We start from the raw sequence: 26,122 nt of genomic DNA, 5'->3' as shown, positions 1-26,122 counted from the left end.
GAATAATATAAATAACCTCCTTTTACAACTACGAAACTAATTTTAATGTATCTTTCTATTCACCTGTATAATATCAAATGATTGCGAATAGTTACACTTGAACGAACAGATGGATGTAATTTGAAACAACTTTAAAGAGCCTTGCTACGTAGAATGTAGTAAGGCTCTTAGCTTTTTAATAATCAAAATTCAATAACTTTATTATCATTATACAACAGCCCCACTAAGCGTATTAACACTTAATGAGGCCATTCAATTCACACTATTAATTATGGAACGACGGCTTATAGAACGAACGATTATCAAGAGCAAAGACACGTTCTGTATATTCGCCTGGTTTTGTGCGTCCTAATGCGCGGTCCATCATGTTCATTTTTGCATCTAAGTTATCGATGTAATGCAGAATTTCTGCTTCTTTTACTAATGGTGGTTTTGGACTACCCCATTCTGCTTTTCCGTGGTGAGAAAGGACGATGTGTTGAAGAATTAATACTTCTTCTGCATCGATTTGCAATTCGTCTGCCGCTTTACCAATTTCGTTCACCATAATCGAAATGTGGCCTAGTAAATTTCCTTCTAACGTATACGTTGTAGAAATTGGGCCAGATAGTTCGATTACTTTACCAAGGTCATGTAAAATAACGCCTGCATATAGTAAGTCTTTATCTAACGATGGGTATAGATTTGAGATAGCTTTCGCTAAATCAAGCATTGATACGACGTGATAAGCTAGTCCAGATACGAACTCGTGATGGTTCTTTGTCGCTGCTGGATAGTCTAAAAACTCATTTTGATGCTTATTTAATAAATGTCTTGTTAGACGCTGAATGTTCGGGTTTCTCATTTCAAATATGTATTGCGTAATTTTCTCAACCATATCTTCTTTTTTCACTGGTGCTTTTTCTACGAAGTCTGAGATGTCTGTTACTTCATTTTCATTCGCAACACGGATTTGTTTCACACGTAATTGAATACGTCCTTTGTAGTTTAAAATATCTCCAGCTACTTTCACGATTGTTTCCGCTACATATTGTTTCTCAACTTCTGGTGATACGTCCCACAATTTTGCTTCAATATCTCCACTTGGATCTTGTAAGATTACTGTTAAAAATGGCTTTCCATTGCTTGCGATACCTTTTGTCGCTGTTTTAATTAACAAGAAAATATCGACTTGTTCACCAACTTCATACTCTGCAATTTTCTTTTTCATTCGAATTCCTCCACCAAATCAGTTACTTTTAGTATAGCACACTACAACTCATTTTCTTTACGCATATGTGTTAATTTTATAATCTGTTTTTCTGTAAAATACGCGAGTAAATGCGCATGACATGTAAAGAATATGACTTGTCTATCCTTTGCAATTTCCTTTATAAGTTCAATCGTTCGATTCGTCCTTACCGCGTCAAAGTGCACGAAACTATCATCAATAATAAATGGATAATCATGCTCAAATGTTTTTGCTAGTGCAAATCTCAGCGATAAATATAACTGCTCCGCTGTCGCTTGGCTTAGTTCATGACTGTAAAAACGCATACCATCGTTACGCTCTACAATAAACGGCTCTGACTCTGACGGTGAAAAGATTTTACTATATCGTCCGCCTGTTAAATAGACGAAATACTCTTCTGACTTTTGTAAAATACGAGGAAGATGTACTTCATGATAATATTGCTTCGTTTTCGTTAACACCGTTTTTGCGGCCGCATAAGCAGCCCACTTCTTCACTTGTTCACGCACTTGCGCTTTTTTCATTTCCCATTCATGCATTAAATCGCCGTACGTACTACCTTCTTCTAAATTCGCAATTTCCATACGATGTTTCGCAATACGCTCTGTCAGTTCTTTCTCTTGTGCCAGACAGTTTTGCACGACTGTCAGTTCTTGCTTTAATTTTCCGTCATAACCGTCAGCTTCGTAATGTTCAGCTAATGATAAACTCGTTAAACGTTGTTCTAACAGATCAATTTGCGGTAATAAACGCCCCACTTGTTTCTCTGCATCTTCACGGTTTTCCGCTAGTTTACCCGCTTCTAAAAACATCTCTTCATCTGTAGACGCTGCAATATGCCATAAACCATCTCGTTCTATTAGTAATTGCTTTAATTGTTCTTGCATAAACTCATATTCTTCTTGCCATTCCGCCAGTTTTTCTTTTAACTGCTTACAAGTTTGGCGCTTCTTTTTCTCATTTTGCATACGGCTTTGTGCCTCGTGTAGCTTACTATACTCCGCACTACCGATAACAGTTTCTAGTTTATGTTCAAATTGCGAAATCATTTCATATAATGAAGATTTTCGCGTGCCTTGTTTCTCTAATTCACGATATAATTGCTGCATTTTTTCAATACGCTCAAACGCCGGCAATATGTGTGCATACGTATAAAATTCAGGAAACATATAGCGCGCTTTATATGCATCGACTTGTTCTCCCGCCTGGAACGTTTCTCTCTCCCATTCCTCATACGATGAAACGACTTTATCATACGCTCGTTCCAACTGCTGTAACTTATAAGACTCGCGCTCAAATAATTTACGTATCTCTTCATCTTTTTCTAACTGATAGCGAACAGACATCGCTTCTTCACTTTGTCTCCCGCCGGCACTTTGCTGAAGTGTAAGGAGCTCTTCTTGTAATCCACTTGACGGATTTTTATATAAAATGAGGGCAAGAACAATCCCTACAAAAATAATGACACTAATAAATAAGAGCGGGCGATTGTCTATAAATAAGCTCGTGAATAAAACGACTGTGTTAATAAGAAGTAACAGAAGACAAACTCTTTGCCACTGCTTTTTCTTTTGCTTAGCTACTCCTGCTTTTTCCTCATACTTGCGCTTCATTCTCTCTGCGCCCATACCGATAAACGCCGCATCTTGGAACGATTTCTCTTTCTCAACTAACACATTTCTCTCTTCATCCACTAACATTTGTTTCTTAATCTGTCTTATATTTTCTTCTTGTTCTTCTAATTGCTCTTGCGCTACTTTAAAACGATCATCGAGCTGTGCTTTTTGCGTTTCTAATTCGCGCGCCTTTTGCACTGTTTGCGTAATTAACTCTTTCGTTGCCAAACTCATATCAAATGAAAGAACTGTTTCCTTTTCAAAAGTAGTACCAATTTGTTGTTCTAGTTCTGCGATTTCTTCTTTTATATTCGTAATATTCCCGCTCATATCACGCATTTCTTGGCGTGCATTTTCGTAAGACATATGCTGCATACGAAGTTCTTCTACATAACTTTCTTTTTGTAAAAACTCTTCATCTATTTGAATCGAGGCAATTTCCGATTGCACTGTCTCAATTTTCTTGTGGAGCGAATCAACTTGTAATTGAAGCGGCTCCATCTTCGCCTTCATTGCTTCATAACGCGCCATTCCGTTTACAGGAAACTGCCCGCTCTCGTTCTCTAACACTTTCTCATGCGCACGTTTTTCAATAACGAGTGGCTCAAGCGCTGCTAATATTTCATAATCTTGCTTTCGCTTTTCTGCACTCTCTTTCTCCACGCGAACAGAAGCAAGCTTCTCTTCACTTTCTTTTAACTGCTCTACTTGTTTTTCATACGTGCCAATTTTTCCTTGCCACTCTTTCATCTTCTCTTCAAGTTTCTTCATCTCTTGCAGTGACACGTTAATTTCTGGTTTACGCCCGCTCGGCTTAAAGCGCTGATCCATTTCTTTTTCTAGCTTTTTATCTAACTGCAATAGCGCATCACTTCCGACTGCACTTGCCGAAAATAAATAATTGCCAATATCCGCTTCGCCTAGCTGATGAATATTTTGAAGACCATGCATATCAAATGAAAAGACAGATTCAAATAAACTTTCATTCATCCCGCTTAATATATCGTTTAAAATTTCTTCTCCGCCCGTTTTCCCGTCTTCAAAATAAACGGTCACCTCGCCAGCTGCCGTCTTTGGCAATCGCTCAATTTTCAAACGACCGTACTGCTCTGTTTGCACAGTCATCGCGCCGCCATACTTCCCGCCTTCTTTCGGCTCATAACGGCGCTGTCCTCTCGTCGGAAAACCGAACAAAATACTTTTCATAAATGAGCGAATTGTCGATTTCCCCGCTTCATTTTCACCGTATAACACCGTCAGCAATGAAAGATCCATTTCCACATTTTCTAATTTTCCGTACCCATAAATATGGAGTTTTTCAATTCTCATTTTTTATCCCTCTCTTGCTGGAATAATTGCTCTAAAATAATATTTTCTGCTTCCTTTTGAATCTCTTTCTTCTCTTCTTCTGTAAAAGATTCAATACTATTACGCGCTACAGGAGATGTCCAAATGGTGCGCAATACGCCGTCCATATTGCTGAAAGCTTCTAACTCCTTTAGCACACTACCGACGAAATGATTTTCTGCTTTCAAACGTTCGATTTCTGCAAAAGAAACCGTCTCATTTTTCCACTTCATTGCATATACGAAATCTTTTCGCTCTTCGCCAGATGCTAAAATGTGAAAAATCTCTTCCACACGCTTTTCGTCACGCAAATAAGGAGAAAGTGGGCCCTGCCCTGTGAATACGACAGTTAAAAGCGTCCCTTCCTCTTCTCTTCTGCATTCATTCATCGCAGTAGATAGGCTCGTCATAAGTTCATCAACAGTTTCAAGTCCATCAATACAAACTTCAATCTCATCCCATACAACATCTGCCGTATGGAAAAATGAACATTGCGTTCCTTGTTTCGTAAGTTCAATAAGGTACGCACCCTTCTCGCCTGTTTCCTTACGATGACGACCTTGTATGTTCCCTGGATAAATAATGTATGGCTCTTCTGATAAAATTTCACGTTTATGTATATGGCCAAGAGCCCAATAGTCAAACTGTTTTTCTTTCAACTCACGAATTTGAAACGGTGCATAGCGATTATGCTCTGCATCTCCTTCCACACTTCCGTGAAGCATGCCAATATGAAAAGGCGCATCACTCATTTTCGTATACTGCGCTGTCATATTATCCGTTACCGCTTGCTGCAAATAACTAAAACCATAAATAGAAGCTAATAGCTCACCATTTTTATAAAATGATTTCTCTTCTACATAAGGCTCAGTAAATACATGAACATTTTCCGGAAACTCAATTGCTGCCCAGCTTCCCCCTAAATGATCATGGTTACCGTGAATAATAAAAACAGGGATATCGTACTGCGAAAGTCTCTTCATTTGCTCACGCACAAACACTTGCGCCCTCAAACTTCTCGTCTCCGCATCATACAAATCCCCAGCTAGTAATACGAAATCAACGCGCTCTTGAATCGCTTTATCAACAATACGCTCAAATGATTCAAACGTACTTTGCTTCATTCTCTCCCAAACAGACTGCGCAACATTCATCTCCATCCCTTTAAACGGACTATCCAAATGCAAATCAGCCGCATGTATAAACTTTACTTGTTTCACAAATAACGATCCTTTCTATCTTTCAAAAGTTTCATTTTATTAAAATTAAAATCGCTGAAAACTAATACTCATCGAGAATAAAAATATTCTCGATGAGTAAAGTTTCATTCTATTTTACCACGCAATGTCATATATTTCTTTGCATATTGTAGCGTTTTATGTCAAAATAATTATAAGATTCTGATTTTAATTATTGGAGGGAATTTTCATGGGAGTATACGTTCTAACAGTCTTTGAAAAAGATGGTTCAAAAGCATTAGACGAATCATTCGAGGCGGCAACTGAAAAAGAAGCAAAAGCAAAAGGTGAATCTATCTTACAAGAAAAAGGATTGTATGAAAAAACACATCGCTGTACATCTACTGCAGGTAAGCTCGTTTTATTCCAGCGCTAAAAAAAAGAAGCGTCATCCGCTTCTTTTTCACTCTACTATATCTTCGTCACACCACGTAAACACCACATCTAGAATGCGATTACCGATACGTACGCGTTTATTCCATTTTCCTGTTTGGATCTGATGTTGCAATTCAGCTTTCATCTTTTCCGTCCAGTCGTGAATCGTTTCACTACCGTCGTACGGATATACGCTCGGAAACTCTTTCTGCAGTAGATGCAAGCTCTCTGCATCAAAATGAAAATGGAAGAAGTAGTTTGCTGTAAGCGATGGTTCTTGCAATCGTAAAAAATGATCATCAATTTGCTTTCTATTTCTATAGAAAGTAAAGATATTCACTTTACCGCTAGTAATTTGGTCAATTTGAATTTCGTGCTTCTCTATAATCACGTCTTGTCCACCTCGTTGTATACTATCTTTAGTATATATGTCTTTTGCAACAAAGTTAACCATTTTCGCGCGAAATTCATTTCCTTCATTATAATTCCTGTACCTCCATATGCAATCAGGATAAATAAAAACAAAGTTGAAGGGGAGCGATCACATGTATTTCGGAAGCAAAGGTTGGTATGTAAAAGAACTTAAAAAATTAGGTATCCGTACTTATGAAGGTAAAAAACTAGAATCTTATCGTACGCATGTGTTGTCTAGTTTACTTGAGAGAATGAAGAGAGCTTCGGCTTAATAGAATAGCAAGAAGTAAACCTGAATATTGGTAAATGATAAAAAACACCTCCTAAATTCGCATACTAAGTATGCAAATTAAATGGAGGTGTTTTTATTAGTCTCACTTTTTCAGGGGCGCTTCAGTTTTCATAAAATATTTTTTGTTTCCGCTGAAACGGATACGTTTTAATCTCAGCTGTATCTAAATCTTCATTGAATAAATGAATGGCTATAATTTGTCTACAATCGTAAGTATGGTAATAATATGTTCCAGACTCCATACACATTGCACTTGTATAGATCGTATTATCTAATATACCGTCTTCTGTTATTACTGCCCCCTTAGGAACCTCACAATTCGATAAAATATGAAAAATAGCCGATATACCCTCTTCTTCGTTCTCTATACCTTGAATGTTTTGTTTGCCATACGCTGCCCGTACAAATCTTGATGGCGGTGTGAAATCTCCAGGAAGTCCCATCGATCCTGAACCTTGGCCAAAAGCACTTAATGGTACATCGCCCCACTCCGTTGGCGCAAATGGCTGCGATTTAAGACCAATATATTGTCTTAAATTTTGTAAATGCCAACTAAACTCCGGACTATTAGTCATCACTCCTATTGGATTGTCATACACTTTTATTCCATCAGCTGTCGGCTCAAGTACAATACATTCTCCCGATTTATCTGCTAAAATCCAATGTAGCGGTGGAGTAACCCCTAAAATTGGTAATGGCACATCTATAAAGGCAATGCTATCAATAGATTTTCTTAATTCTTCAACAGAATTGAACTGCGTGAGGCTCCAAGTCACAAAATCAAATGGTGCTACATTCGTTTTATTGCTATCTACATGACTACTATAAGTAGCGAATCCTGGGAAATAGAGAGTTGCACATGTCATACCAGCTTCATTTACTCCGTCTGCCATCATGACCCTTCCTCCAAAATTAATTCCCATTCCGACAACAGCCTTTTTCGTTCGGATTGTTTCACCAGTTATATTGTTCCACTGATAACGCCGAGGAATGATTATTACTTCCTGATTCATATCTAATGTGAAATCCATTGTTCTCGCAAAAAGATGTTGGAAATTTTTAGTTTGTAACGTCAAACTAGTACACATGAAGAAATCCCCCCCATTTCATAGTTATATACACATTTTATAAAATTCTGATAAATACGTAAATTAAAATCTATTTTACTTACCATTGTACAAACCCTATTTATCATTAACAAAATAACCAACCAAACCAAAAATGCTATAATAAACTCAATCAAACTAAGGGGGAACATCTATCTTGCGTGGAAAACACATTCAATTTCATAAGTTTGGCAATCCAAAAGACGTATTACAAGTTGAATATAAAAATATAGAACCACTGAAAGATAATGAAGTTTTCGTCCGTATGCTAGTTAGACCGATTAATCCATCTGACTTAATTCCAATAACCGGAGCGTACGCACATAGAATCCCTTTACCTAACATACCTGGTTATGAAGGTGTTGGTATTGTAGAAGATGTAGGAGCTTTTGTTTCTAGAGACCTCATCGGTAAACGTGTGTTACCGTTACGCGGGGAAGGTACTTGGCAAGAATATGTGAAAACATCGGCTGATTTTGTAGTCCCTATTCCCGATTCTATCGATGATTTTACCGCGGCACAAATGTATATTAATCCCCTTACGGCTTGGGTTACATGTACGGAAACGCTAAACTTACAACGGAATGATGTTTTGTTAGTGAATGCTTGTGGATCCGCTATCGGGCATCTTTTTGCGCAGTTATCGCAAATTTTAAATTTCCAACTCATTGCCGTGACAAGAAATAGTAAACATACAGACGAATTACTTCAGCTTGGCGCTCATCATATAATTGATACTTCGACTGCCCCGCTTTATGAAACAGTTATGACATTAACAAACGGCAGAGGTGCAGACGCTGCGATTGATTCTATTGGGGGACCGGATGGAAATGAATTAGCTTTCTCCTTACGTCCCAATGGGCACTTTTTAACTATAGGACTTCTGTCGGGAATACAAGTAAACTGGGCAGAGATTGTCACGAAAGCAAAAGTGCACGCGAACATATTTCATTTACGACATTGGAATAAAGAAGTGTCACCTTATAAATGGCAAGAAACGTTTCGTCATTTAATTCGCTTAGTAGAAAATGAGCAATTACGTTTTATGAAAGTACATTCTACATATGACTTAGTGGATGTAAGAGCTGCGGTTGATATTGTGCAGTCTGCTGAAAAAACGAAAGGGAAAGTTTTTTTAACGAATTATTAAATTGAGTACATTCAACTATCAATCCATTTAGTAGCATAGAATTTTAAGTAGCTTATGTAATTTAATTAAAAAAGCGAAAGGAGATTCTAACATGTGGTTACTCACGGCAATTGCGCCTGTTTTAATAGTCGGGGGAATTGTAGTCTATGTAATTGGAAGGCTTAAACATAAATATGACAACGGCACATTAGGTAAGAAAAAATCAAAAGAGGCTCAACTGTTATTAGACAGTTTAATACCTATAGGAATGCTTGTTGGCTGTATGATCGGTTTGATTTTCGGTATATTTTTCCCGAACTTCGCCCTGCTTTCAGTTAGTTTAGGAGCTGGAATAGGCTATTTATTTGGATATTTCGCCTATGAATTTTACAGCAAGACAGGAAACAATTTTTCCTAATCCAAAAGGAATAAGCGGGACAGTACATAGTAATCATATGAAATATGTAACTGTCCTTTATTTTTGCATCAATGTTATCACCTTACCTTTCGCCTACTATACACCTCTTTTATTGATTTTTCTCTCCTCCCCTTTTTGCATATCCGCTTTTTTATTTTCATTGGATCTATATCCAAAGTAAAGTAGCGCACATGTAATAATAGAACCTACAATGTATCCTAAAAAACATCCTAACCAAAACATAGTGTAACCGCCTCCATTCATAATAAATTTTATGTAATATAACTCTTTACATACTCCATCGTTTATTTCTATTAACTATACACTTTCTAAAATTATTCATACCACTAATTCTCTTCGTACCTCAAATAGCAATTTTATTATTTGTCATAAAATTAACACCTTCTTTAAATACAAAAACTTCCATTTACTTGCTTTTTCTTAAGAAATAATATACTACATTTGAAATAAGCGAGCTAGTACATCGGCCCTTCTCTATTTTAACTTTAGTCATGAACAAAAGAAAAATAAAAAACCCCCTCAAAGCATAAACTTCAAGGGGCGAGCCTGTTTTTTATTTACTTATATACGTACAGCTGTACCACTTACAGCAACCATTAACATTCCATCACGAACAACTTCGTAATCTACGTCAATACCAACGATAGCGTTCGCACCTTTTTGTTTTGCAAGTTCTTTCATTTCATCCATTGCGATATCACGAGCTTCTTTTAGCTTGCTTTCGTAAGAACCAGCACGACCACCGACAACATCACGAACGGAAGCGAATAAATCGCGGACAATATTTGCACCCATAATAGCTTCACCATTTACAATATCGATATACTCAATAATTTCTTTACCTTGAATTCCAGACGTTGTTGTTACAATCATGACTGACACTCTCCTAATAAGTTGTAGTTTTAATTAGCTTTCTTATGTCTTTATTATGACACGGAACAAACAACTAATCTATTGAATTACCTTACAGGAATGTGACAGTTTTGTAAGAATGAAACGCGCATTATGTTTCATTCTAATAAAGCGCTTTAACATTAGGATACATAAACGACTCTTTATTTTCTTTCCAGTCCTTTTCTACTTCTTTAAAAGTTGGTCGTCCTAATTTTTCATTGTTCTCATGTTTACAAAACCATTTCTTCACATACTGGTCTCCATTTTTATTTTGAACTGTACAAAGGAAACTATTACTGCTATCCTTTAATATTTTTACAATCACGAAAAGACACCTCTTCCCTTTTAAATAGCATGATAGAACTTGATCTTTTACTATAAGCCCTTCCTCTCTTATAGTCATACGACTCCTCGGCCGCGCCAAATTTGTAAGATCAAAAAACGATATTTACTTTGTTTACATTTTATTTAAAGAAATCAGAGTTATAAGCATGATGCTTATCAAAGATTTTATAGATTTCTAACTTATTATCTAATTTTGCATCTACTAAAATTAATATATTTCCATCGTAAATATATTCTTCATACTTTTTAGCATGTTCTTCTGGAATTCCTAATCCTATAAATGCTCCTATTAAACTTCCAGCTCCTCCGCCAATACCAGCTCCTCCAATTGCTGCTGCGATCGGTCCCGCTGCTACGATTGGACCCATTCCAGAAACGGCAAGTATACCAAGACCTGTTAATAAACCACCGAGTCCACCTGCTACACCTCCAGCTACAAGCCCTGTCGCTGAAAAGATATCTGCTTTATGTGCAGTTTCGCTATTCACTTTTTCACCCGATTTTTCTTCCAGATGTTCAATTTCCTTCTGATCTTTCGCAATAGCTGAAATGTTATCTGCTGAGTATCCTTTTTCATTTAATTCATTAATAACGAGTGCCGCATCATCAATTGTTCTAAAAACACCTACTATTTTTCTATCTACATTCATAACTATTAACCTCCTAAAGTTTTATATAATGTATCTTTATTTTTCTTCATTTCTGTATACACTAATCTTCTTATTAACATAACCATTTACGAAAAAAGCGAATAGTATAAGCACTACAAGTGAACTACTTAACAAGTAAATTAAATCAAATGTAATATTAATCATCATTTCATTCATGTATACCAGGCTCCTTTTTATTTAAAGTAAAAGTATATTTTGATAGACTAATCTACTAAACATAGACATCTTACAATTCATCTTCAGTTAATCTCTTTGTAGTATATGTATACCCTTCCTAACCTTTTCTAAACGTAAAAAACTATAATTATATTTTTTCTTATTTATATGTTTAACATTTTTTTAAACGGGTATGTTTATATTGTTATGCTTACTATATGGAAAGGGATATTACGATGAACGCCATTCACTCTACTACTATTTCTTATAATGAAACACCTACAATAACGCGGATTCATCATTTTTATGCTTTAATGACAACATTTCAAACGAATGTATTTATAAGTAAACACGGAACACTTACTTCTATTAAAAACTTAAGCACTCTAGTATCCTTTTTCCTTACTGTAAAAAAGAGAGATCTTGTATTATTTATTTTTGAAGGAATAGATGCAAAAAGAGCTTTAAAAACACTCTTCCCTTCTTAGAATGTTTGTTATCCTCTATTCCCTCGTCTACTACCTTTCATATATGTTTTTATATTTCAAAATGATTTCCTCTATTAAAAAAGAACCCCCTAATACAATAGGGGGATTTCTAGTTTGACCTTATGAAAACTGATATAATATATATTACGTTTTTCATTCTTTAAAATAGAAAAGTTTTAATAACCTTGAAGGTAGGAATTTTTAATGAACTCGAAAGCAAAATTTAGTATTCGCTACAAAATTATGGCTGGTTATTTAGTTATCATTTTGTTCTTACTTGTTTCTTTCATTATGTTAAACAATGAGATTTCCAGCTTACAAAAATCTCGTAATTTTATTATTGATCACGATTTTAAAGTTCTCAATTTAACGAATCAAGTGGAGAAAGAGTTACTAACAATTGAAAATAAAGCGAAAGGGTTTATCATTTCTAATAACCCTACTTACGTGCAATCCCTTAACTCTGCGGAAAAGGATTACGAAAAACATTATCAAGATCTTTTTGCTTTATTAGAGGATAACCCCTCTCAGCAAGAAAAATTAAAACAGATTAACGAAAACATTACTAGTTGGATTAATAAAGAGATTCACCCACTCATTACAAATAATAATAGTAATAATGTACAAACAATCGACACGACTCAAATTCAATCATTACAATCGCAGGTAACTAACTTCCGGAGCACTGAGGAGCAACTAACGAAAAAAAGAGCTGCACAATTAGATACTGAAAATAATAAATTAGAGATTTGGTTATACAGTTTATTGTTCTTACTTTCTTGTATTTCTATTATCGTTTCACTCTATATTTCGAATGCCATTACAAAAACGATTAAAAATGTAATTCAAGCTATTAAATCCATTTCTTCTAAAGAAAAAATTACGGAAAGAATTCATGTAAATACACATGATGAAATAAAAGATCTTGCTCATACAACAAATCACCTACTAGACGAAATATCAAAAAGAGAGTGGTTACAAACTGAGCTTGCAGAATTAATTTTAATGTATCAAGGTGTATCTTCTATTGAGATGTTAGGTAAAAAAATTCTTAGTGGCATCATACAAAAAACGCAAACTTCTTGCGGTGCATTTTATGTACGTGAAGAATATGAAGAAACTGTCTACTATGTGAAAAAAGCTTCTTTCGCCGATCAAGGTGCTGATATTGGAAAACAATCCATTAAAATGGGTGAAGGTTTCATTGGACAGTCTGCCTTAGAAAAGAAAAGTTTTATTCTCAGTGACATACCCGAAGAGTTTCGTTATGTCACTAGTGGAGTATTAGAAATACGTCCTAAAAATCTACTAGTCATCCCTATCTTATTTGAGGATGAAGTGATCGCAGTAATGGAGTTAGTAAGTGTAACTGAGATTTCAGATTTACATCAAGATTTAATTCAACAAACCGTTGATAATCTAGGTTTAACAATTCATAGCATTATGGGACGTATGCGAATTCAAACTCTTTTACATGAATCACAAGCAATGACAGAAGAGTTGCAAGTTCAATCAGAAGAATTGCAAACGCAAGCGGAAGAACTACAAATGCAAGCAGAAGAATTACGAACAACGAATGAACAATTAGAGTCTAGAACTGAAGAGGCTGAGCAGAAGACAGCTGACTTACAAATTACCAAATCAGAATTAGAAGAAAAAGCAAGCGAGTTGTTACGCAGCTCAAAATACAAATCTGAGTTCCTAGCAAATATGTCACATGAATTACGCACACCGTTAAATAGTATTTTACTATTATCTGAAATGTTAAGAGAAAATCATGATAACAATTTATCCGACGATGAAATTGAATTAGCAACTGTCATTCATTCATCAGGGAAAGACTTACTTACTTTAATTAATGACATACTAGATTTATCTAAAGTAGAAGCAGGCAAACTAGACATCATTTTTGAGGCAACGAACATAAGTGACATGGCAGCCAATATGCATCAAAACTTTTTACATATAGCTGCACAAAAAAATGTCGAATTTACTATTGAGGACAGTGATACGATTCCTGATCTGTTTTATACAGATGCAAAACGGATTGAGCAAATTATTAAAAACTTATTATCCAATGCATTTAAATTCACAGAAAAAGGATCCGTTTCTTTACATTTTGATTCGATAGAAACAACCAATTTGAGTCATGATATGCAGTCTATAAGTAAAGATTGGATTACAATTTCAGTAAAAGATACTGGTATTGGTATCGCTAAAGAACAGCATCAACTTATTTTCGAAGCCTTTCAACAGGCAGATGGAGCAACGATTCGAAAGTATGGTGGTACAGGATTAGGTTTATCTATTTGTAAAGAGTTTGCGAGATTATTAGGTGGTTGGATTACGTTAGAGAGTAATGTAGGAGAAGGTAGTACTTTCACGGTATATATTCCTAACCTTCCAAATGGATTACATGATATACAGTTATCCAATTTAGAAGTCGCAGCAACGATAGAAGATGTTATTCCTGCTGAAGTTGTTGAAGAAACTATCGTTACTCCAGAAACAAATAACGTCTTCCAAGAGAAAACAATTTTAATTGTCGATGATGATCATCGAAATATATTTGCGTTACAAAATGCATTAAAAAAACAAAATGCCAACATTATTACTGCCCAAAACGGCATAGAGTGTTTAGAAATACTACAAAGCAATACAAATATTGACCTTATTTTAATGGATATTATGATGCCTAATATGGACGGTTATGAAACGATGGAAAATATCCGAATGAACTTAGGGTTACATGAAATACCTATTATCGCATTAACTGCTAAAGCAATGCCAAATGATAAGGAAAAATGTTTATCTGCTGGCGCTTCAGATTATATAAGTAAACCATTAAATCTACATCAACTCTATTCGGTAATGAGTGTATGGTTAATAAAATAAGTGAGGTTTAGTTGGAGTGGAAAATAAGTATTATAATTTTGATCCATCAGTAGATACGGATGAGCGCACGAACTTAGAAATTGAATTACTATTGGAAGCGGTATTTAAACTATCAGGATTTGATTTTCGCCAATATGCTCGCACATCTATTTATAGAAGGATTTGTAATCGAATGCAGCTCTCTAATATCCCAACCATTTCAAAATTAATTGAAAAAGTAATTCACGAGGAAGGGGTTTTAGAACAGTTATTAAATGATTTCTCAATTAATGTAACTGAGATGTTCCGTAACCCTGCCTTTTTTAAAGCGCTTAGAGAGCATGTTATTCCTGAATTAAAAAAGCATCCCGAAATTAGAATTTGGCATGCTGGATGCGCAACTGGTGAAGAAGTATTATCAATGTCCATCTTACTTCACGAAGAAGGATTAAGTGAAAAGTCGGTTATTTACGCAACAGATATGAATACAAATGTGTTAGAAAAAGCAAAACAAGGTATCCTCCCGTTAAATAAAATGCAAACTTATACGAAAAACTATTTACAAGCTGGCGGTACACAAGCATTTTCTAACTATTATTCAACAGATAATCGTTTTGCTTATTTTAATCCATCACTTTTACAAAACATTATTTTTGCACAGCATAATTTAGTAACCGATCAATCTTTTAACGAGTTTCATATTATACTTTGTCGTAACGTTTTAATTTACTTTACAAGTAAACTTCAAAATCAAGTGCAGCAACTATTTTATGAAAGCTTAGGTCACAATGGTTTTCTATGTTTAGGGAATAAAGAAACTCTTCGTTTTTCAAATATAATGCCGCATTATACTCAATTTAATCCTAGTGAACAAATTTATCAAAAAATACAATAAAAAGCGTATGAAATCCTCTGTTTGGATTTCATACGCTTTTTATTTCGCATTCGTTTGTATCATAATGAGACACATATCATCTGATTGCGTTTTCTTTTGTTCTTCCTTGTAAAACCCTTCTATCTCGCCTTCTAAATCTCCCCATTTTCTTTCTGTAAAAGTACGTAATTTCTCTTCAGACTCAAATTCATCATTTGCAATTGCTTCAAGAACACCATCTGTAAACAATAATATTTGAGCGTTCTTCTCAAAAGGTATAACTGTCTTTTTAACTTTTATTTCATCAAAAAATCCTACGGCACAACTCCCGCGATCTAGTTCAACTACATTTGTTTCATCAACTAAAACATATCCAGAAGGATGCCCTGCATTTACATATTCAACTGTTCTATCTTCTGTATTAACAACTAAGTATATCGCCGTAAAATAATAAGGAATATTATCATTTTCATTATGTAAAAGGGTCATATATTTATTTAATTCTTTAATAACGAGTTCTGGATCAATTAAACATTTAATTGTTTCACGTAATACAGACGAAATAAACATACAAACTAATGAAGCAGATACACCATGTCCCATCACATCTAATAATATAATACCGTAGCGATTTTCATCGATTTTATACCAATAATACATATCTCCAGCTAGTTTAAATGAAGGTAAGTAACTTGCTTCAATTTTTATATGATCTTCTCTTAATGGGCTACTTAATAAGTTTCTTTGTACTTGCGTAGCTAAATCTAGTTCATTCCGAAGATTTTCTTCTTGTTCTTTATGCCAATTTAATTCTGATTTCAAGCGTAACGCTACACGCATACGTGCTAATAATTCAACTTTATTTATAGGTTTCGTAATATAATCCATTGCCCCCATATCAAGAGCTTCGGCCAATTTATTTGCATCCTCTAAAGCTGTAACAAAAATAATAGGAATATCTTTAAACTTCTCCTCTTTTTGTAATCGCCTACAAACTTCAAGTCCATCAATTTCAGGCATCATAATATCTAATAGTATTAAATCAATTTCATTATACCTGGAAGAATCTTCTCCAAATTGAATGTATTCGAAAAGCTCTTGTGCAGAATTCAGCGATACAAGATCCTGATATCCGGCTTGTTTTAAAATTTTTTCAATTACAAAGATGTTAACCGGATTATCATCGACAATTAAAATGGACACAAGTTATTTCCCCTTTTCTTATTTAAAATGTAAATCTATTATCATTTTCTATTTTTCTAGTATTGCATACTCAGTTACAAAATGAAAATTTCCTACTCTAACATAATTTTTATACAGCAAAAGAACAAACCCCCAGAAATGAGAGTTTGTTCTTTCATTCTATAAATTTCCACTATTAATTTAATACCATTGCTTTGTCATTTAAAAGACGATCTAATTCTTCCATATGATTTGTTTCATCGGCAATCATATCTTCTAGTTTTACAACTAACTCTGTCATATTTAATTTCGCTGCCTGTTCTTTTCTCGTTTCATAACGCTTAATTGTTTCATATTCTGATTGTCTAGCGGATTCTAACATTTCTCTAACATCTTCTACTTGTTTCACTGGTAAAGGGATCGTAGTAGGTGTACCACCTAGCGTCTTAATTTTCTCCGCTAAATATAGGGCATGTCCTTGTTCATCACTAATTTCAGATTCAAAGAAAGGCTTTAACACTTGTCTATATATACCAGAAACTGTAGCTGCATTATGGTTATACATAATAATTGCTGCGTATTCTCCTGCTAAATCTTCATTCAATCCTTCGATTAGTTCTTTCACATCGTGTGACATTTTCATATCTCCTCCTATACTTAATAAGTACCCCTTTTCTCATGTTTTAAACATCATTATTTTAAATTTTTTATGTATCTAAAAATGCGGCTTGCTTCAATTTACTTATCGCTTGTCTTTTAATACGAGAAACGTGCATTTGTGAAATACCTAACCGTTCCCCTGTATCTTTTTGATTTAAATTTTCTCCAAATATATAATGAATAACACTCTTTTCCGTATCATTTAATACGTTAAAAATATCCTTTAAAACGAGATGCCTTTCTGTCTCTTCATATCCTTGCTCTACTTCACCTACAGATTCAATTCTCGCTACCGAACTTCCATCAGATGAATTTTCAACTACATCATCTAAGGAAGATACTCGATAATTATTTTTCGCATCCATAATCTCTAGAACTTCCTCTTCCGATAGTCCTAAATGATTTGCAATTTCTATTATCTTCGGTGAACGTTGCAGATGATCTGTTAACTCCTCTATCGCAAGTTTAATTTTTCCGCCTAAATCTTTAATTCGCCTTGGAACGTGAATGCCCCAAGTTTTATCACGTAAATACTTCTTTATTTCGCCTACTATTGTAGGTATTGCAAAAGGCTCAAAGGCATTCCCTATCGAATAATCATACCTTCTTATTGCGCCTAAGAGCCCTAACATGCCTACTTGTATAATATCCTCATGCATCGGTCCGCCTTTTGAATAGCGATATGCAATGGAATAGACAAGATTTTTATAATGCTCAACTAACCTTTCCTGCGCTTCATCACATTGGTTTTGTTGGAAGTCTGCAATTAGTTTAATAACGTCTTCTTTAGTAAGATTCGTAGGTTGAGATTGGATTTCCATCATTCTCCACCTGCTCTCTTTGTATATATTTTGTCATTAAAACTGTCATGCCCTCATCATGCATGATTTGTATATCATCCATTAACGTATTAATTAAATATAAACCTAAGCCATTTTCCGGCAAATGTTCTACTGGTTTACTAATATCATACGGACCAACTTTCCTTTTTAAGTTATTAAAATCAAAGCTAACCCCATTATCCGCAACCATAATTTCTAATCGATTTTCATATAGTCCAAAGACAATTGCAATTTCTCCAACGTCTTCTTTATATGCATGTTGTACAATATTTGTACATGCTTCACTAATAGCAATTTTCATATCTTCTATATCGTCATAAGCAAAGCCCATTCGATTCGCAACACCAGCCATTGTTAAACGAATAATAGCCACATATTCTGCCTTTGCAGGAATTTTCATTTCTATCTTTTCAAATCTCTCCATCATCCCTAGTCACCTTCTTTCTACTTTTTCAAAATCGGAATTCAAATTTAATATTTCTGTTAACCCTGTAATATCAAATAATCTTTTTAACCTTTTAGATACACCGATAAACTCTAGTTTTCCATCATTTTTCTTAACCGCTTTTAATAGCGCTATAAAAACACCTAAACCGGTGCTATCCATATAATCTACGTTATGAAAATCTACTACAATCTGAACCTCTTTTTCGCTTGCAATAGGCATAATCTTATTTTTCAAATCTGATGCCGTATACGCATCAATTTCACCATTAAGTTGTACCGTATAATCTACATTATTTTGCAAAATATTTATTGCCAAATTCATCATTTCCGCCCCCTTATCTCGAACTACTACTATGTTAATTACCCATAAAAATTAGTTTTAAACATATTTTTTTATTTTCATTATAAATAAATTTTCTACACCTTTCTTGACTTAACACTTAAAAAAATACTACCGAATGTTTAAACCTTATAAATCTGTGTATGTATAATGTATAAACATTATTTTTAGGGGGATCTATCTATGGAAGAGCACAACTTTAAAAAGGGAGATTTCGTTCAATTTTCTTATCGACACGATCATGCTACAAAATTAGTTGGTTCCATTATTAATATACTAACGAATACAATTGTAGTGGATATAGGTAATAGCGAGGACTTACCTCATATAGAACCAAGGCAGGTCGTAAGAATAAATATTTGTAAAAAAGTAACGATGGTTTAATACATAATAGAAATTGTAATTTCAATGAGTGGGGGTTCTTCATCCTCCACTCATTCCTATGTAGATTACATTAAAAAAGCATCCAAATTAGTTTAATTGGATGCTTTTTTATGTATATTTATCATTCTATTTACTTTATAAATATATATAATAAACTTAAGATTACCATTCATTATCATACTTACGCTTTCCGTAGCATTCTAGAGAAGAATGTAACGATTAAAATAAAGACAATTGCACCTAATAACGCTGGAAGAATAAAGATGCCTCCCCATTCAGGACCCCAATGACCAAATAACGCACTACCTACCCAAGATCCGATTAATCCGGCAATCACATTACCAACTACACCTAAAGGAAAGTCTTTTCCCGTAATCATTCCAGCTAACGCACCAATAAGTCCACCTACAATACACGTAATAATAAGTCCCACAATTAACCCTCCTATATTCGTTTTATATTGTATTTATCAAGCTTTGGTATGTAACCAAAGCTTGATAAACATGTATTATTCTTTATTATCCAATCCATCACTTATCTTTTGTTTCACTTTTCCGACTTTTTCTTTTATCGTTCCCTTCGTCTTCTCCCACTTCCCTTCATTTTTCAACTTTCTATCTTCTGTAACTTCACCAATTCCTTCTTTTACTTGTCCCTTTGTCTTTTCCACTTTACCAGTAATTTGTTCTTTTAGTCCGCTCTCACTCATATTTCCCATCTCCTTTTCGTAATAGATTTATAGATTTACAGGATACAAATTTAAATAGAATACATGCATCTTCTTTCGTGTAACCATTCACCGACTCTTTCTAAATCTTTAACGAATAACAAGATCTTCCCTTCATCTAGCTTTTCTTCGTAGAAGTTTGCTTCTTCCTCATTAAGCCCTAACTCCTGCATCTTATTTCTTAACTGATCTCCCGTTTTTTGAAAGACATTAATAATGCTTGTCCCAAGTCCTTCCTCTTTTATTCCAATCGTGTTCACGTCTGCATTATCTGCGATTCTATCTGTCCTCTCTTTCTCATGTGTTAACACGTAAATATCTTTTTGTTCTATTCCTTTCTTCACTAGATCATTCGCCGCATTCATGACCTCTTTCTCCGTAATAAATTCATATACAAAAGGTTTACTATACTTCGTTTCCATCTTTAACTTCCTCCTTTAAAATGAATTATTTGTTATATTATATGTAGTACACCTATTTTCGAAATGTTAAACATAAAATATGAAAAAAATTATGTGAATTTTAATTTTAATAGAAAATGAACAACATCATTTACCACTTTAAAACATCTTCCCCTTACAATAACTACCTAAATTAACAGAAAATTGTTATAATTAATCTTAAGGAGGGATACTATGAAAAAAATCATATCTATATGCGCACTAACCGCTCTATCTTTCACTTTAATAGGTTGTACAAGCACCTCGGCTACAGATAAAGCTTCACAAGTTAAGCAAGAACATACACAATATACCTTTCAATTAAACTCCGCAAATATTTCAGACATTGAAATACTAAAAACAACAAATCATACTACTTCCAAATCTCAAACAGATAATAAAGAAATGATAAAATCTATCGTTTCAGCCGTTCAAAATGGAACACCTAAAACTATCACTTTAGATCAAAAAAAGAGAGAATCTGCACATTCTACTATTACCGTTACATATAAAGATGACGCAAAAGAAGAATTTCTTGTTTGGGTTGATAATAAGGAACAAATTACAATTGCTAAAGATGAGAAGAAAGATAAGGTAGAAGGTGTGATAGTAAATATTAAAGATGCTAAAATGATGAAGGATTTCTTTTAAAATTCTAGTTAACGTTAAAAAAAGAGTAGGATTACACCCTACTCTTTTGTTTAATCATGCTCAATAAATAGACCTTTATAAAATCTATTTAAGGTCTAATTTTGCTAAATCATGTTGTAAAACATTATTTCCTTCTTGTGGGTTAAATACGATTGCACTAAGACCAAAAACATTTGTAACAACATCTCTATCTTTCGGACGAATGATTCTTACTTCATAAGCAAAGAGTGCTGGAGGAAGAGCTGCTGAACGAAAAGTAACATATCGATTAGGTGGCAATGTTTGTGTTGAAGGGTCTATTAATGGTAACAATACCGGAGAACCCGATGACCAATCAAACATTTCAACTGTTACTCTACGAGTATCATCTGGATCAACATTCATAGCTTCAACAGTAAGAAATAACGTAGCGGAATGTCTACGTAATACACCCGTTGATAAAGTTTCATTATGATGTTCAAAGCATTTTTTTGGAGGGTGACCATAGCCATAACTCATACCAATTCCCCCCTTTCATTTACAATTAAGGACAAGTATTCCTTATAATATATAATGCTATTATTCTTTTATTGAAAGGTATAAAAGCGGATTTCTATCTATATTATTAGATATTTTATTTTTCATTTATTCGCTTTTAAAGAATGATATAGACTCTCCTATTTTGCCTTTGAATTCCTTCTAAGAATAAAGTGCAACTTTATTCTGCCCTCATCAATCGAGGTCTTACTCCCCGACAAATAGCGGGATAAATCTATTTTGAAAAGGACCCGCTCCATTCATTCGTAAAAGCATAAAGTAAATGGAATCCGTTAAAACACATGAGTGACCCCTTGGTTTTCCCTTCCTATTAAAAGGAGGAACTGTTATGGGCTTTGGTGGTAGTTGTGGTGGCTGTGGCTTCGCTGGAGGATTTGCTTTATTAGTTGTATTGTTCATTTTATTAATCATCGTTGGAGCTGCTTGCTTCTGCTAAAAACTATCGAAAGGACACTCACGTGAGTGTCCTTTCTTCATGAAAAAGCCCCATGCAATGTGCAGAGGCCATGCTTATCAACTTAAGAATTCAGAATTACCCCAAAACGAGAAAATGAGCTTTTTTATTATAAGTTAGCACAAAATTTCGTTCTGGAGGTACGATAAAATTTTAGCTTGATGACAATGGGACTGAACCCCTAATACTTTATTTTAATAATGACTCTTTTCATGAAACAAAACTCAGTTATCAGTCTAAACCATTTTTTAGATCTAACAATAGCAAGTGTGCTTCTTTACCTTTCAGATAGTCTCTATTATTCTAATTTCTTCATTTCCTTCAGCCGTTCTATATCCTTTTCTGAAGCATTTTGTATTTTATACAGTTCATAGCTACCCTTTATCTCATCTATCACTACAAATTCAACTTCATTCCGAACATAGCTTTTGGTTTTCCCCTTTTTATAACCAATAACATTATCTAATATAGTTTTTCCACTATCTTTTTTATATAAATTATAGCTAACAGGTGGACGGCCAATTACATACTTATTATCAGAAAATCCGACTATATCATCCCTCCCTAATCCTGTCGAAACACTCAAGACAAAAATAATCTGAAATATAGAATAAACAACAATACTGCATAAGAAAAAAAATAAGATTGATTTAAAAAATAACTTTAAAAGTATCTTGCCCAAAAAACATTCCCTCCCATTTCATCTCGGGATAGCAAGAACAAAACGTGAATTTTGTGCGCTAAGGAACCGAAATTTTTAGATTGTTGAACTCAATCCCCCATTAGTTCCATAAGAAAAAGAGTTACCGCAGTAACCCTATTTTTTATAATACACGTCATTGGGAGAAGCAATGGATGAATAAATTCAATCTATGAAATTTCCCACAATCTTTTAACCTCCACCAATTCCTGTCCATTGAATTCCATCCTATATATATCTGGTTTTGATGTCTGTAGTAAAAAATTCAAGTCATACTTACTGTCATAATACCCCATCATCAAAGTCATTATAGCTCCATGAGTGCCTAAGACTACTTTCTGTCCTCGATAGGTGTTTAATAATTCTTTTAAGACTTTTATAGCACGTTTCTGACAGTCGACATTAGACTCTCCCCCCATTAAAGCAAAGTCGGGGGCTAAGAATGACTTTTTTATCAAAGGGAATAATTCTTTATCCGAAATTCGTTCCTCTTCAGCAATAAAAATCCTCTCTTTTAAGTCCTCAAATACTAAAACTTCTTGTCCTATTTGCTTTGCTAACTGCTGAACAGTTAGAATTGAACGATTGTATGGACTTGAGATAACAACGTCGATTCCCTCACCTTGTAATGCATCCGTTATTCGTTGAACATCTAATTTTCCTTTTTCAGTTAATCCTCTTGTTTTTTCTTTTCCAAACTTTGGTGAATCCCCGTGTCTCACCATATATATGAAAGTTTTCATAATTACCTCCATTTTTTCAGTTTTCTGTATAATCACCAACTTATATTAGCATATATATCCAATACAGTCTCCCAAAAAATAACAGAAAACTACAAATTCGAAACAGACCATTATCGTAATGTAAAACAGGAGCGATTAGAGTGCCAACTATATAGAAATATAATCACTATTTACCTATGTTCCTCTACAATGTTTAAAATGCGCCAAATTCTAAAAAAAACTAATTGAATATAAAGCGATAGGTATGATACAAGATCATCCATTTCTCTTATATCAAGTCATACAAAAAGGACTCCTAGAGATTACAAATCTGCTGATTCGCTTGTTATACCTTCTACAGAACAACGGGCGGAAATCTCATCGATATGAGAAGAAGACTGTCTTAGATATCATGGGTGTTATCTATGAAAATAGTGGATTGAGAAAGCAAAAGAAAGCTGCATAAGTAAAAAAATGAAACCCGCTAGGGTCTATTTCGTATGCTTATTTTTAATGAAAACACATATTTTAAGAATTTCTTCGTTTATGTAAATGCAAGTTTATTTTATTTTTAAGCTTAATTTGATGGTTATGTGCGCAGAGATTCAATTGTAACTAATACTTTAATGATGTAGTATTACATTCGCCCCCAAAATGAACTTCGATACTATAAAAAATATAAAGTGTTCATTTAGGTACGGACTTAAAATCTTAGCTGGATAGCAATAACAGGAGATCCTATTCCAGACAAACTAATAAACATCTCAATAATTGCTATTGCAGCAAAGTAAAACAAACTGGACAACCTAGATTTCAAACTGTAAGATTAGATGTTAGTGAAATCGGGCAGCAAAGCATATATAGAAAATAGGTGTTAATTTTGAAAATCAATAAAAAATTTGAACCATTAATTTTTAATATCTTTATGATTTTAGGCATATCTAGCATTATCTCTTTCGTCATGGTTTCAATGAATGTTGGATATACAGCTTTATTTCTCAAATCATGGATAAAAACATGGGGAATTGCTTTCATACTTGCATTTTTAGCTTCTAAATTATTACCCTTTGTAGTTAAAAAGATAATGAAAATCTTCACTTTTGTTGAGAATGATGCTTAAGAATAAAGTGATGTACTGCGTAGGTTCATTCCAATTAAAAGAGTTTATTATCACAAAAACTTAACCTAGTAAAATGTTTCAAATCGAAGGAAGACACCTTAAAGGTTGTCTTTTCTTTATAAGTAAAAAAAGCCCGCCTATTTCCGTAGGCGGGCTTTATCTTTATTACACAATATGAAAGTATACTCTCTTTTTCACTGAAATTTTATGTAATTATACATATTCATGAAAATAGCAGAATTAAAATATGCCAAAATAAAAAATGAGCTAAATCCCCTAAATAGCTATATAGAGATGAAGTTGTTATGACAACATATTTTCCACTTTCAACTTAGTTATCATTAGAATGTTTTTCTACAAAATCAAGGATCCTAGCATTAACTTCGTTAGAGAACTCACCATTGATTGCGTGAGATGCATTTTTCCAATTAACTATATCAATATCTTTAACGTATTTTTTTCCAGTTTCAACTGCTTTTACCGAATTGTGCATTGTACTTTTTTCAGCTATAAGTGCAAGCACTGGAATATCAATATTTTTTAAGTCTTCTTTACTAAATAAATCAGGCGCTGGCGTTTTCAGTTTATAGTTACGCATACCCGACTCGATTAACTTAGCGATAGGCTCATCGTCACTTGCTTCTGCTCCTCCAGAAACATAGCTTAACATCTTTTCTCTTAAAAACTTAGGGACAATAGGAACAGAAGCTGGAATAGATGCCAGAATCATTTTTATGGATATTTGCGCAAATACAAAGACTGGATCTAATAAACTAGCCGTAGCAATATGCTCAGGATTATATCTGGCCAAGTTCATTGTTGTCCACCCTCCAATGGAGACACCTACGATATGCACTCTTTCTAAACCTAATCCTTCAATTACTTCATTTAACCATTCTGCTTGTTGTTTTTGATTTTCAATCACCTTCGTTTGCACACTCATCCCAGGTTCACCTAGTAAATCTATCGTATAAACAGGCCTTTTTTCTCTTAGACCTTCTAAATTAGGTACCCACATTGGAGTAGATGCACCACGTCCAGGGAGTAAGAGTATTGGTTCCTTATGTTTGTTTTCCTCTTTAGTAAAATAATAAGCACGAATTGTGCCATATTTCGTTTTTATATTTTTCGTATCGTTAGGTTTTGGAAGGAGTGCCATTGATTCATCGTAGGCAATTTGAAAGTCTTCCTTTCCTTTTTCAGATGTAAAGTGACCAACCTTATTATCATGTCTCTTCATTTGAATGCCTCCTTTCTACAAATATATGGATGAACTTTATCTATATATTCATGGTAATTATCCATTGAATTTTTATCTTCTTTAAGGCAAGACTCTCATTTAGAAAAAAGAAAATCGTACGTTTAGATACAATTTGGCAACAAACTAACTGTTTTTTGTACATTAATAGACAACTACTGCAAGAATT

33 protein-coding genes and 1 pseudogene are annotated in these 26,122 nt (G+C 34.2%); 12 read left to right on the top strand and 22 right to left on the bottom strand.

Annotated elements, in window-relative coordinates:
* Nucleotides 1-265: 265 nt before the first annotated feature.
* Genes yhaM through MHH55_RS21435 form a run of 3 tightly spaced genes read right to left on the bottom strand, consistent with a single transcriptional unit; the run spans nucleotide 266 to nucleotide 5,414 of the window.
* Nucleotides 266-1,210: a 3'-5' exoribonuclease YhaM gene (gene yhaM, locus MHH55_RS21445; protein ID WP_000726638.1), complete on the bottom strand. Its 945-nt coding sequence runs from the start codon at nucleotides 1,208-1,210 to the stop codon at nucleotides 266-268.
* 41 nt (nucleotides 1,211-1,251) lie between these two features.
* A complete protein-coding gene (locus MHH55_RS21440) occupies nucleotides 1,252-4,176 on the bottom strand; it encodes an ATP-binding protein (RefSeq protein WP_078186731.1) in 2,925 nt (974 codons plus the stop codon).
* On the bottom strand, nucleotides 4,173-5,414 hold the full coding sequence (locus MHH55_RS21435) for a metallophosphoesterase family protein (protein WP_074555668.1): 1,242 nt from the start codon (nucleotides 5,412-5,414) through the stop codon (nucleotides 4,173-4,175). The genes MHH55_RS21440 and MHH55_RS21435 overlap by 4 nt, the downstream gene beginning before the upstream one ends.
* A 208-nt stretch (nucleotides 5,415-5,622) precedes the next feature.
* Between MHH55_RS21435 and MHH55_RS21430 the strand changes: the two genes are divergently transcribed.
* The gene (locus MHH55_RS21430; RefSeq protein WP_000539552.1) at nucleotides 5,623-5,808 is read left to right on the top strand and encodes a YhzD family protein; all 186 of its coding nucleotides are present in this window, start codon (nucleotides 5,623-5,625) and stop codon (nucleotides 5,806-5,808) included.
* 27 nt (nucleotides 5,809-5,835) lie between these two features.
* Here the strand turns inward: MHH55_RS21430 and MHH55_RS21425 are convergent, their stop codons facing one another.
* Complete coding sequence (locus MHH55_RS21425; protein ID WP_000582785.1) at nucleotides 5,836-6,198, bottom strand: hypothetical protein; 363 nt, start codon at nucleotides 6,196-6,198, stop codon at nucleotides 5,836-5,838.
* A 154-nt stretch (nucleotides 6,199-6,352) separates the two neighbouring features.
* Between MHH55_RS21425 and MHH55_RS21420 the strand changes: the two genes are divergently transcribed.
* The gene (locus MHH55_RS21420; RefSeq protein ID WP_000273537.1) at nucleotides 6,353-6,493 is read left to right on the top strand and encodes a YflJ family protein; all 141 of its coding nucleotides are present in this window, start codon (nucleotides 6,353-6,355) and stop codon (nucleotides 6,491-6,493) included.
* Between the two features lie 121 nt (nucleotides 6,494-6,614).
* On the opposite strand, the gene bsh is transcribed toward MHH55_RS21420, so the two are convergent.
* Nucleotides 6,615-7,601: a choloylglycine hydrolase gene (gene bsh / locus MHH55_RS21415; RefSeq protein WP_000337598.1), complete on the bottom strand. Its 987-nt coding sequence runs from the start codon at nucleotides 7,599-7,601 to the stop codon at nucleotides 6,615-6,617.
* 175 nt (nucleotides 7,602-7,776) lie between these two features.
* Here bsh and MHH55_RS21410 point away from each other — a divergent pair, with 175 nt between their 5' ends.
* Both MHH55_RS21410 and MHH55_RS21405 read left to right on the top strand, forming a co-directional pair.
* Nucleotides 7,777-8,769, top strand: coding sequence for a zinc-dependent alcohol dehydrogenase family protein (locus tag MHH55_RS21410; RefSeq protein ID WP_078186730.1), 993 nt, complete (start codon nucleotides 7,777-7,779; stop codon nucleotides 8,767-8,769).
* A gap of 91 nt (nucleotides 8,770-8,860) precedes the next feature.
* On the top strand, nucleotides 8,861-9,166 hold the full coding sequence (locus MHH55_RS21405; protein WP_000266566.1) for a hypothetical protein: 306 nt from the start codon (nucleotides 8,861-8,863) through the stop codon (nucleotides 9,164-9,166).
* 96 nt (nucleotides 9,167-9,262) lie between these two features.
* Here MHH55_RS21405 and MHH55_RS21400 read toward each other — a convergent pair whose 3' ends face one another.
* The 5 genes from MHH55_RS21400 to MHH55_RS21380 form a co-directional block, all read right to left on the bottom strand.
* Nucleotides 9,263-9,409, bottom strand: coding sequence for a hypothetical protein (locus MHH55_RS21400; protein WP_000498628.1), 147 nt, complete (start codon nucleotides 9,407-9,409; stop codon nucleotides 9,263-9,265).
* A gap of 339 nt (nucleotides 9,410-9,748) precedes the next feature.
* Nucleotides 9,749-10,060: a YbjQ family protein gene (locus tag MHH55_RS21395; RefSeq protein WP_000637510.1), complete on the bottom strand. Its 312-nt coding sequence runs from the start codon at nucleotides 10,058-10,060 to the stop codon at nucleotides 9,749-9,751.
* Nucleotides 10,061-10,202: 142 nt separating this feature from the next.
* Nucleotides 10,203-10,406, bottom strand: coding sequence for a DUF4028 family protein (locus MHH55_RS21390; RefSeq protein ID WP_002197481.1), 204 nt, complete (start codon nucleotides 10,404-10,406; stop codon nucleotides 10,203-10,205).
* A 139-nt stretch (nucleotides 10,407-10,545) separates the two neighbouring features.
* On the bottom strand, nucleotides 10,546-11,076 hold the full coding sequence (locus MHH55_RS21385; protein ID WP_001100102.1) for a general stress protein: 531 nt from the start codon (nucleotides 11,074-11,076) through the stop codon (nucleotides 10,546-10,548).
* 36 nt (nucleotides 11,077-11,112) lie between these two features.
* The gene (locus MHH55_RS21380; protein ID WP_001004569.1) at nucleotides 11,113-11,253 is read right to left on the bottom strand and encodes a hypothetical protein; all 141 of its coding nucleotides are present in this window, start codon (nucleotides 11,251-11,253) and stop codon (nucleotides 11,113-11,115) included.
* A 236-nt stretch (nucleotides 11,254-11,489) separates the two neighbouring features.
* Between MHH55_RS21380 and MHH55_RS21375 the strand changes: the two genes are divergently transcribed.
* From MHH55_RS21375 to MHH55_RS21365, 3 genes are all read left to right on the top strand, one after another.
* Complete coding sequence (locus MHH55_RS21375) at nucleotides 11,490-11,741, top strand: hypothetical protein (protein WP_071740563.1); 252 nt, start codon at nucleotides 11,490-11,492, stop codon at nucleotides 11,739-11,741.
* A gap of 204 nt (nucleotides 11,742-11,945) precedes the next feature.
* The gene (locus MHH55_RS21370) at nucleotides 11,946-14,636 is read left to right on the top strand and encodes an ATP-binding protein (protein WP_071739516.1); all 2,691 of its coding nucleotides are present in this window, start codon (nucleotides 11,946-11,948) and stop codon (nucleotides 14,634-14,636) included.
* A 16-nt stretch (nucleotides 14,637-14,652) separates the two neighbouring features.
* On the top strand, nucleotides 14,653-15,510 hold the full coding sequence (locus MHH55_RS21365) for a CheR family methyltransferase (protein ID WP_000429036.1): 858 nt from the start codon (nucleotides 14,653-14,655) through the stop codon (nucleotides 15,508-15,510).
* A gap of 39 nt (nucleotides 15,511-15,549) precedes the next feature.
* Here the strand turns inward: MHH55_RS21365 and MHH55_RS21360 are convergent, their stop codons facing one another.
* From MHH55_RS21360 to rsbV, 5 genes are all read right to left on the bottom strand, one after another.
* Entirely contained in the window at nucleotides 15,550-16,692 is a 1,143-nt protein-coding gene (locus tag MHH55_RS21360; protein WP_071740564.1) for a fused response regulator/phosphatase, read from the bottom strand.
* A gap of 175 nt (nucleotides 16,693-16,867) precedes the next feature.
* Complete coding sequence (locus MHH55_RS21355) at nucleotides 16,868-17,308, bottom strand: ferritin-like domain-containing protein (protein WP_000017741.1); 441 nt, start codon at nucleotides 17,306-17,308, stop codon at nucleotides 16,868-16,870.
* A 70-nt stretch (nucleotides 17,309-17,378) separates the two neighbouring features.
* Nucleotides 17,379-18,155, bottom strand: a complete 777-nt coding sequence (sigB, locus tag MHH55_RS21350) for an RNA polymerase sigma factor SigB (protein ID WP_078187055.1) — start codon at nucleotides 18,153-18,155, stop codon at nucleotides 17,379-17,381.
* Nucleotides 18,118-18,600, bottom strand: a complete 483-nt coding sequence (rsbW, locus tag MHH55_RS21345) for an anti-sigma B factor RsbW (RefSeq protein WP_000970576.1) — start codon at nucleotides 18,598-18,600, stop codon at nucleotides 18,118-18,120. Before rsbW ends, sigB begins: the two co-directional genes overlap by 38 nt.
* 6 nt (nucleotides 18,601-18,606) lie before the next feature.
* Nucleotides 18,607-18,945: an anti sigma b factor antagonist RsbV gene (rsbV, locus tag MHH55_RS21340; protein ID WP_002164612.1), complete on the bottom strand. Its 339-nt coding sequence runs from the start codon at nucleotides 18,943-18,945 to the stop codon at nucleotides 18,607-18,609.
* Nucleotides 18,946-19,143: 198 nt separating this feature from the next.
* On the opposite strand from rsbV, the gene MHH55_RS21335 reads away from it, so the two are divergent.
* Nucleotides 19,144-19,344: a hypothetical protein gene (locus MHH55_RS21335; protein WP_017656867.1), complete on the top strand. Its 201-nt coding sequence runs from the start codon at nucleotides 19,144-19,146 to the stop codon at nucleotides 19,342-19,344.
* 181 nt (nucleotides 19,345-19,525) lie between these two features.
* Here the strand turns inward: MHH55_RS21335 and MHH55_RS21330 are convergent, their stop codons facing one another.
* The 3 genes from MHH55_RS21330 to MHH55_RS21320 all read right to left on the bottom strand — a co-directional run bounded on the left by MHH55_RS21330 (nucleotide 19,526) and on the right by MHH55_RS21320 (nucleotide 20,493).
* A complete protein-coding gene (locus MHH55_RS21330; protein ID WP_017656868.1) occupies nucleotides 19,526-19,777 on the bottom strand; it encodes a GlsB/YeaQ/YmgE family stress response membrane protein in 252 nt (83 codons plus the stop codon).
* Between the two features lie 75 nt (nucleotides 19,778-19,852).
* Complete coding sequence (locus MHH55_RS21325) at nucleotides 19,853-20,053, bottom strand: CsbD family protein (protein ID WP_017656869.1); 201 nt, start codon at nucleotides 20,051-20,053, stop codon at nucleotides 19,853-19,855.
* 50 nt (nucleotides 20,054-20,103) lie between these two features.
* Nucleotides 20,104-20,493, bottom strand: coding sequence for a general stress protein (locus MHH55_RS21320; protein WP_016125605.1), 390 nt, complete (start codon nucleotides 20,491-20,493; stop codon nucleotides 20,104-20,106).
* Between the two features lie 213 nt (nucleotides 20,494-20,706).
* Between MHH55_RS21320 and MHH55_RS21315 the strand changes: the two genes are divergently transcribed.
* A complete protein-coding gene (locus MHH55_RS21315) occupies nucleotides 20,707-21,162 on the top strand; it encodes a hypothetical protein (protein WP_048538035.1) in 456 nt (151 codons plus the stop codon).
* An 84-nt stretch (nucleotides 21,163-21,246) separates the two neighbouring features.
* Here the strand turns inward: MHH55_RS21315 and MHH55_RS21310 are convergent, their stop codons facing one another.
* Complete coding sequence (locus tag MHH55_RS21310) at nucleotides 21,247-21,660, bottom strand: hypothetical protein (protein ID WP_000120217.1); 414 nt, start codon at nucleotides 21,658-21,660, stop codon at nucleotides 21,247-21,249.
* 367 nt (nucleotides 21,661-22,027) lie between these two features.
* On the opposite strand from MHH55_RS21310, the gene MHH55_RS21305 reads away from it, so the two are divergent.
* The gene (locus MHH55_RS21305; RefSeq protein WP_000505670.1) at nucleotides 22,028-22,135 is read left to right on the top strand and encodes a YjcZ family sporulation protein; all 108 of its coding nucleotides are present in this window, start codon (nucleotides 22,028-22,030) and stop codon (nucleotides 22,133-22,135) included.
* A 316-nt stretch (nucleotides 22,136-22,451) separates the two neighbouring features.
* On the opposite strand, the gene MHH55_RS21300 is transcribed toward MHH55_RS21305, so the two are convergent.
* Nucleotides 22,452-22,835 (bottom strand): hypothetical protein, encoded by a 384-nt coding sequence (locus MHH55_RS21300; protein ID WP_016125603.1) that lies wholly within the window; start codon nucleotides 22,833-22,835, stop codon nucleotides 22,452-22,454.
* Nucleotides 22,836-23,023: 188 nt separating this feature from the next.
* Nucleotides 23,024-23,596: a histidine phosphatase family protein gene (locus MHH55_RS21295; protein WP_016125602.1), complete on the bottom strand. Its 573-nt coding sequence runs from the start codon at nucleotides 23,594-23,596 to the stop codon at nucleotides 23,024-23,026.
* A gap of 96 nt (nucleotides 23,597-23,692) precedes the next feature.
* Between MHH55_RS21295 and MHH55_RS21290 the strand changes: the two are divergent.
* Together MHH55_RS21290 and MHH55_RS21285 are read left to right on the top strand one after the other, a co-directional pair.
* A pseudogene (locus MHH55_RS21290) lies at nucleotides 23,693-24,041 on the top strand (IS4 family transposase); the annotation flags it as partial.
* A 414-nt stretch (nucleotides 24,042-24,455) separates the two neighbouring features.
* A complete protein-coding gene (locus MHH55_RS21285; RefSeq protein ID WP_000700223.1) occupies nucleotides 24,456-24,695 on the top strand; it encodes a DUF2798 domain-containing protein in 240 nt (79 codons plus the stop codon).
* Nucleotides 24,696-25,026: 331 nt separating this feature from the next.
* Here the strand turns inward: MHH55_RS21285 and MHH55_RS21280 are convergent, their stop codons facing one another.
* Nucleotides 25,027-25,935, bottom strand: a complete 909-nt coding sequence (locus tag MHH55_RS21280; RefSeq protein ID WP_000820345.1) for an alpha/beta fold hydrolase — start codon at nucleotides 25,933-25,935, stop codon at nucleotides 25,027-25,029.
* Nucleotides 25,936-26,122 lie beyond the last annotated feature (187 nt).

Origin of the sequence: Bacillus sp. FSL K6-2944 (genome assembly GCF_038005385.1) — a bacterium.
Classification (GTDB): Bacteria; Bacillota; Bacilli; order Bacillales; family Bacillaceae_G; genus Bacillus_A; species Bacillus_A cereus.
This window is presented reverse-complemented; position numbering and strand designations above follow the sequence as displayed.

What these genes read in the sequence shown, in the direction of transcription:
- MHH55_RS21305 (WP_000505670.1), top strand. Translation starts at nt 22,028, where the DNA reads ATGGGCTTTGGTGGTAGTTGTGGTGGCTGTGGCTTCGCTGGAGGATTT.
- MHH55_RS21280 (WP_000820345.1), bottom strand. Translation starts at nt 25,935, where the DNA reads ATGAAGAGACATGATAATAAGGTTGGTCACTTTACATCTGAAAAAGGA.
- MHH55_RS21405 (WP_000266566.1), top strand. Translation starts at nt 8,861, where the DNA reads ATGTGGTTACTCACGGCAATTGCGCCTGTTTTAATAGTCGGGGGAATT.
- sigB (WP_078187055.1), bottom strand. Translation starts at nt 18,155, where the DNA reads ATGATGGAAATCCAATCTCAACCTACGAATCTTACTAAAGAAGACGTT.
- rsbW (WP_000970576.1), bottom strand. Translation starts at nt 18,600, where the DNA reads ATGATGGAGAGATTTGAAAAGATAGAAATGAAAATTCCTGCAAAGGCA.
- MHH55_RS21295 (WP_016125602.1), bottom strand. Translation starts at nt 23,596, where the DNA reads ATGAAAACTTTCATATATATGGTGAGACACGGGGATTCACCAAAGTTT.
- MHH55_RS21335 (WP_017656867.1), top strand. Translation starts at nt 19,144, where the DNA reads ATGGAAGAGCACAACTTTAAAAAGGGAGATTTCGTTCAATTTTCTTAT.
- MHH55_RS21355 (WP_000017741.1), bottom strand. Translation starts at nt 17,308, where the DNA reads ATGTCACACGATGTGAAAGAACTAATCGAAGGATTGAATGAAGATTTA.
- MHH55_RS21325 (WP_017656869.1), bottom strand. Translation starts at nt 20,053, where the DNA reads ATGAGTGAGAGCGGACTAAAAGAACAAATTACTGGTAAAGTGGAAAAG.
- MHH55_RS21400 (WP_000498628.1), bottom strand. Translation starts at nt 9,409, where the DNA reads ATGTTTTGGTTAGGATGTTTTTTAGGATACATTGTAGGTTCTATTATT.
- yhaM (WP_000726638.1), bottom strand. Translation starts at nt 1,210, where the DNA reads ATGAAAAAGAAAATTGCAGAGTATGAAGTTGGTGAACAAGTCGATATT.
- MHH55_RS21320 (WP_016125605.1), bottom strand. Translation starts at nt 20,493, where the DNA reads ATGGAAACGAAGTATAGTAAACCTTTTGTATATGAATTTATTACGGAG.
- MHH55_RS21375 (WP_071740563.1), top strand. Translation starts at nt 11,490, where the DNA reads ATGAACGCCATTCACTCTACTACTATTTCTTATAATGAAACACCTACA.
- bsh (WP_000337598.1), bottom strand. Translation starts at nt 7,601, where the DNA reads ATGTGTACTAGTTTGACGTTACAAACTAAAAATTTCCAACATCTTTTT.
- MHH55_RS21395 (WP_000637510.1), bottom strand. Translation starts at nt 10,060, where the DNA reads ATGATTGTAACAACAACGTCTGGAATTCAAGGTAAAGAAATTATTGAG.
- MHH55_RS21380 (WP_001004569.1), bottom strand. Translation starts at nt 11,253, where the DNA reads ATGAATGAAATGATGATTAATATTACATTTGATTTAATTTACTTGTTA.
- MHH55_RS21440 (WP_078186731.1), bottom strand. Translation starts at nt 4,176, where the DNA reads ATGAGAATTGAAAAACTCCATATTTATGGGTACGGAAAATTAGAAAAT.
- MHH55_RS21420 (WP_000273537.1), top strand. Translation starts at nt 6,353, where the DNA reads ATGTATTTCGGAAGCAAAGGTTGGTATGTAAAAGAACTTAAAAAATTA.
- MHH55_RS21370 (WP_071739516.1), top strand. Translation starts at nt 11,946, where the DNA reads ATGAACTCGAAAGCAAAATTTAGTATTCGCTACAAAATTATGGCTGGT.
- MHH55_RS21430 (WP_000539552.1), top strand. Translation starts at nt 5,623, where the DNA reads ATGGGAGTATACGTTCTAACAGTCTTTGAAAAAGATGGTTCAAAAGCA.
- MHH55_RS21315 (WP_048538035.1), top strand. Translation starts at nt 20,707, where the DNA reads ATGAAAAAAATCATATCTATATGCGCACTAACCGCTCTATCTTTCACT.
- MHH55_RS21310 (WP_000120217.1), bottom strand. Translation starts at nt 21,660, where the DNA reads ATGAGTTATGGCTATGGTCACCCTCCAAAAAAATGCTTTGAACATCAT.
- MHH55_RS21385 (WP_001100102.1), bottom strand. Translation starts at nt 11,076, where the DNA reads ATGAATGTAGATAGAAAAATAGTAGGTGTTTTTAGAACAATTGATGAT.
- rsbV (WP_002164612.1), bottom strand. Translation starts at nt 18,945, where the DNA reads ATGATGAATTTGGCAATAAATATTTTGCAAAATAATGTAGATTATACG.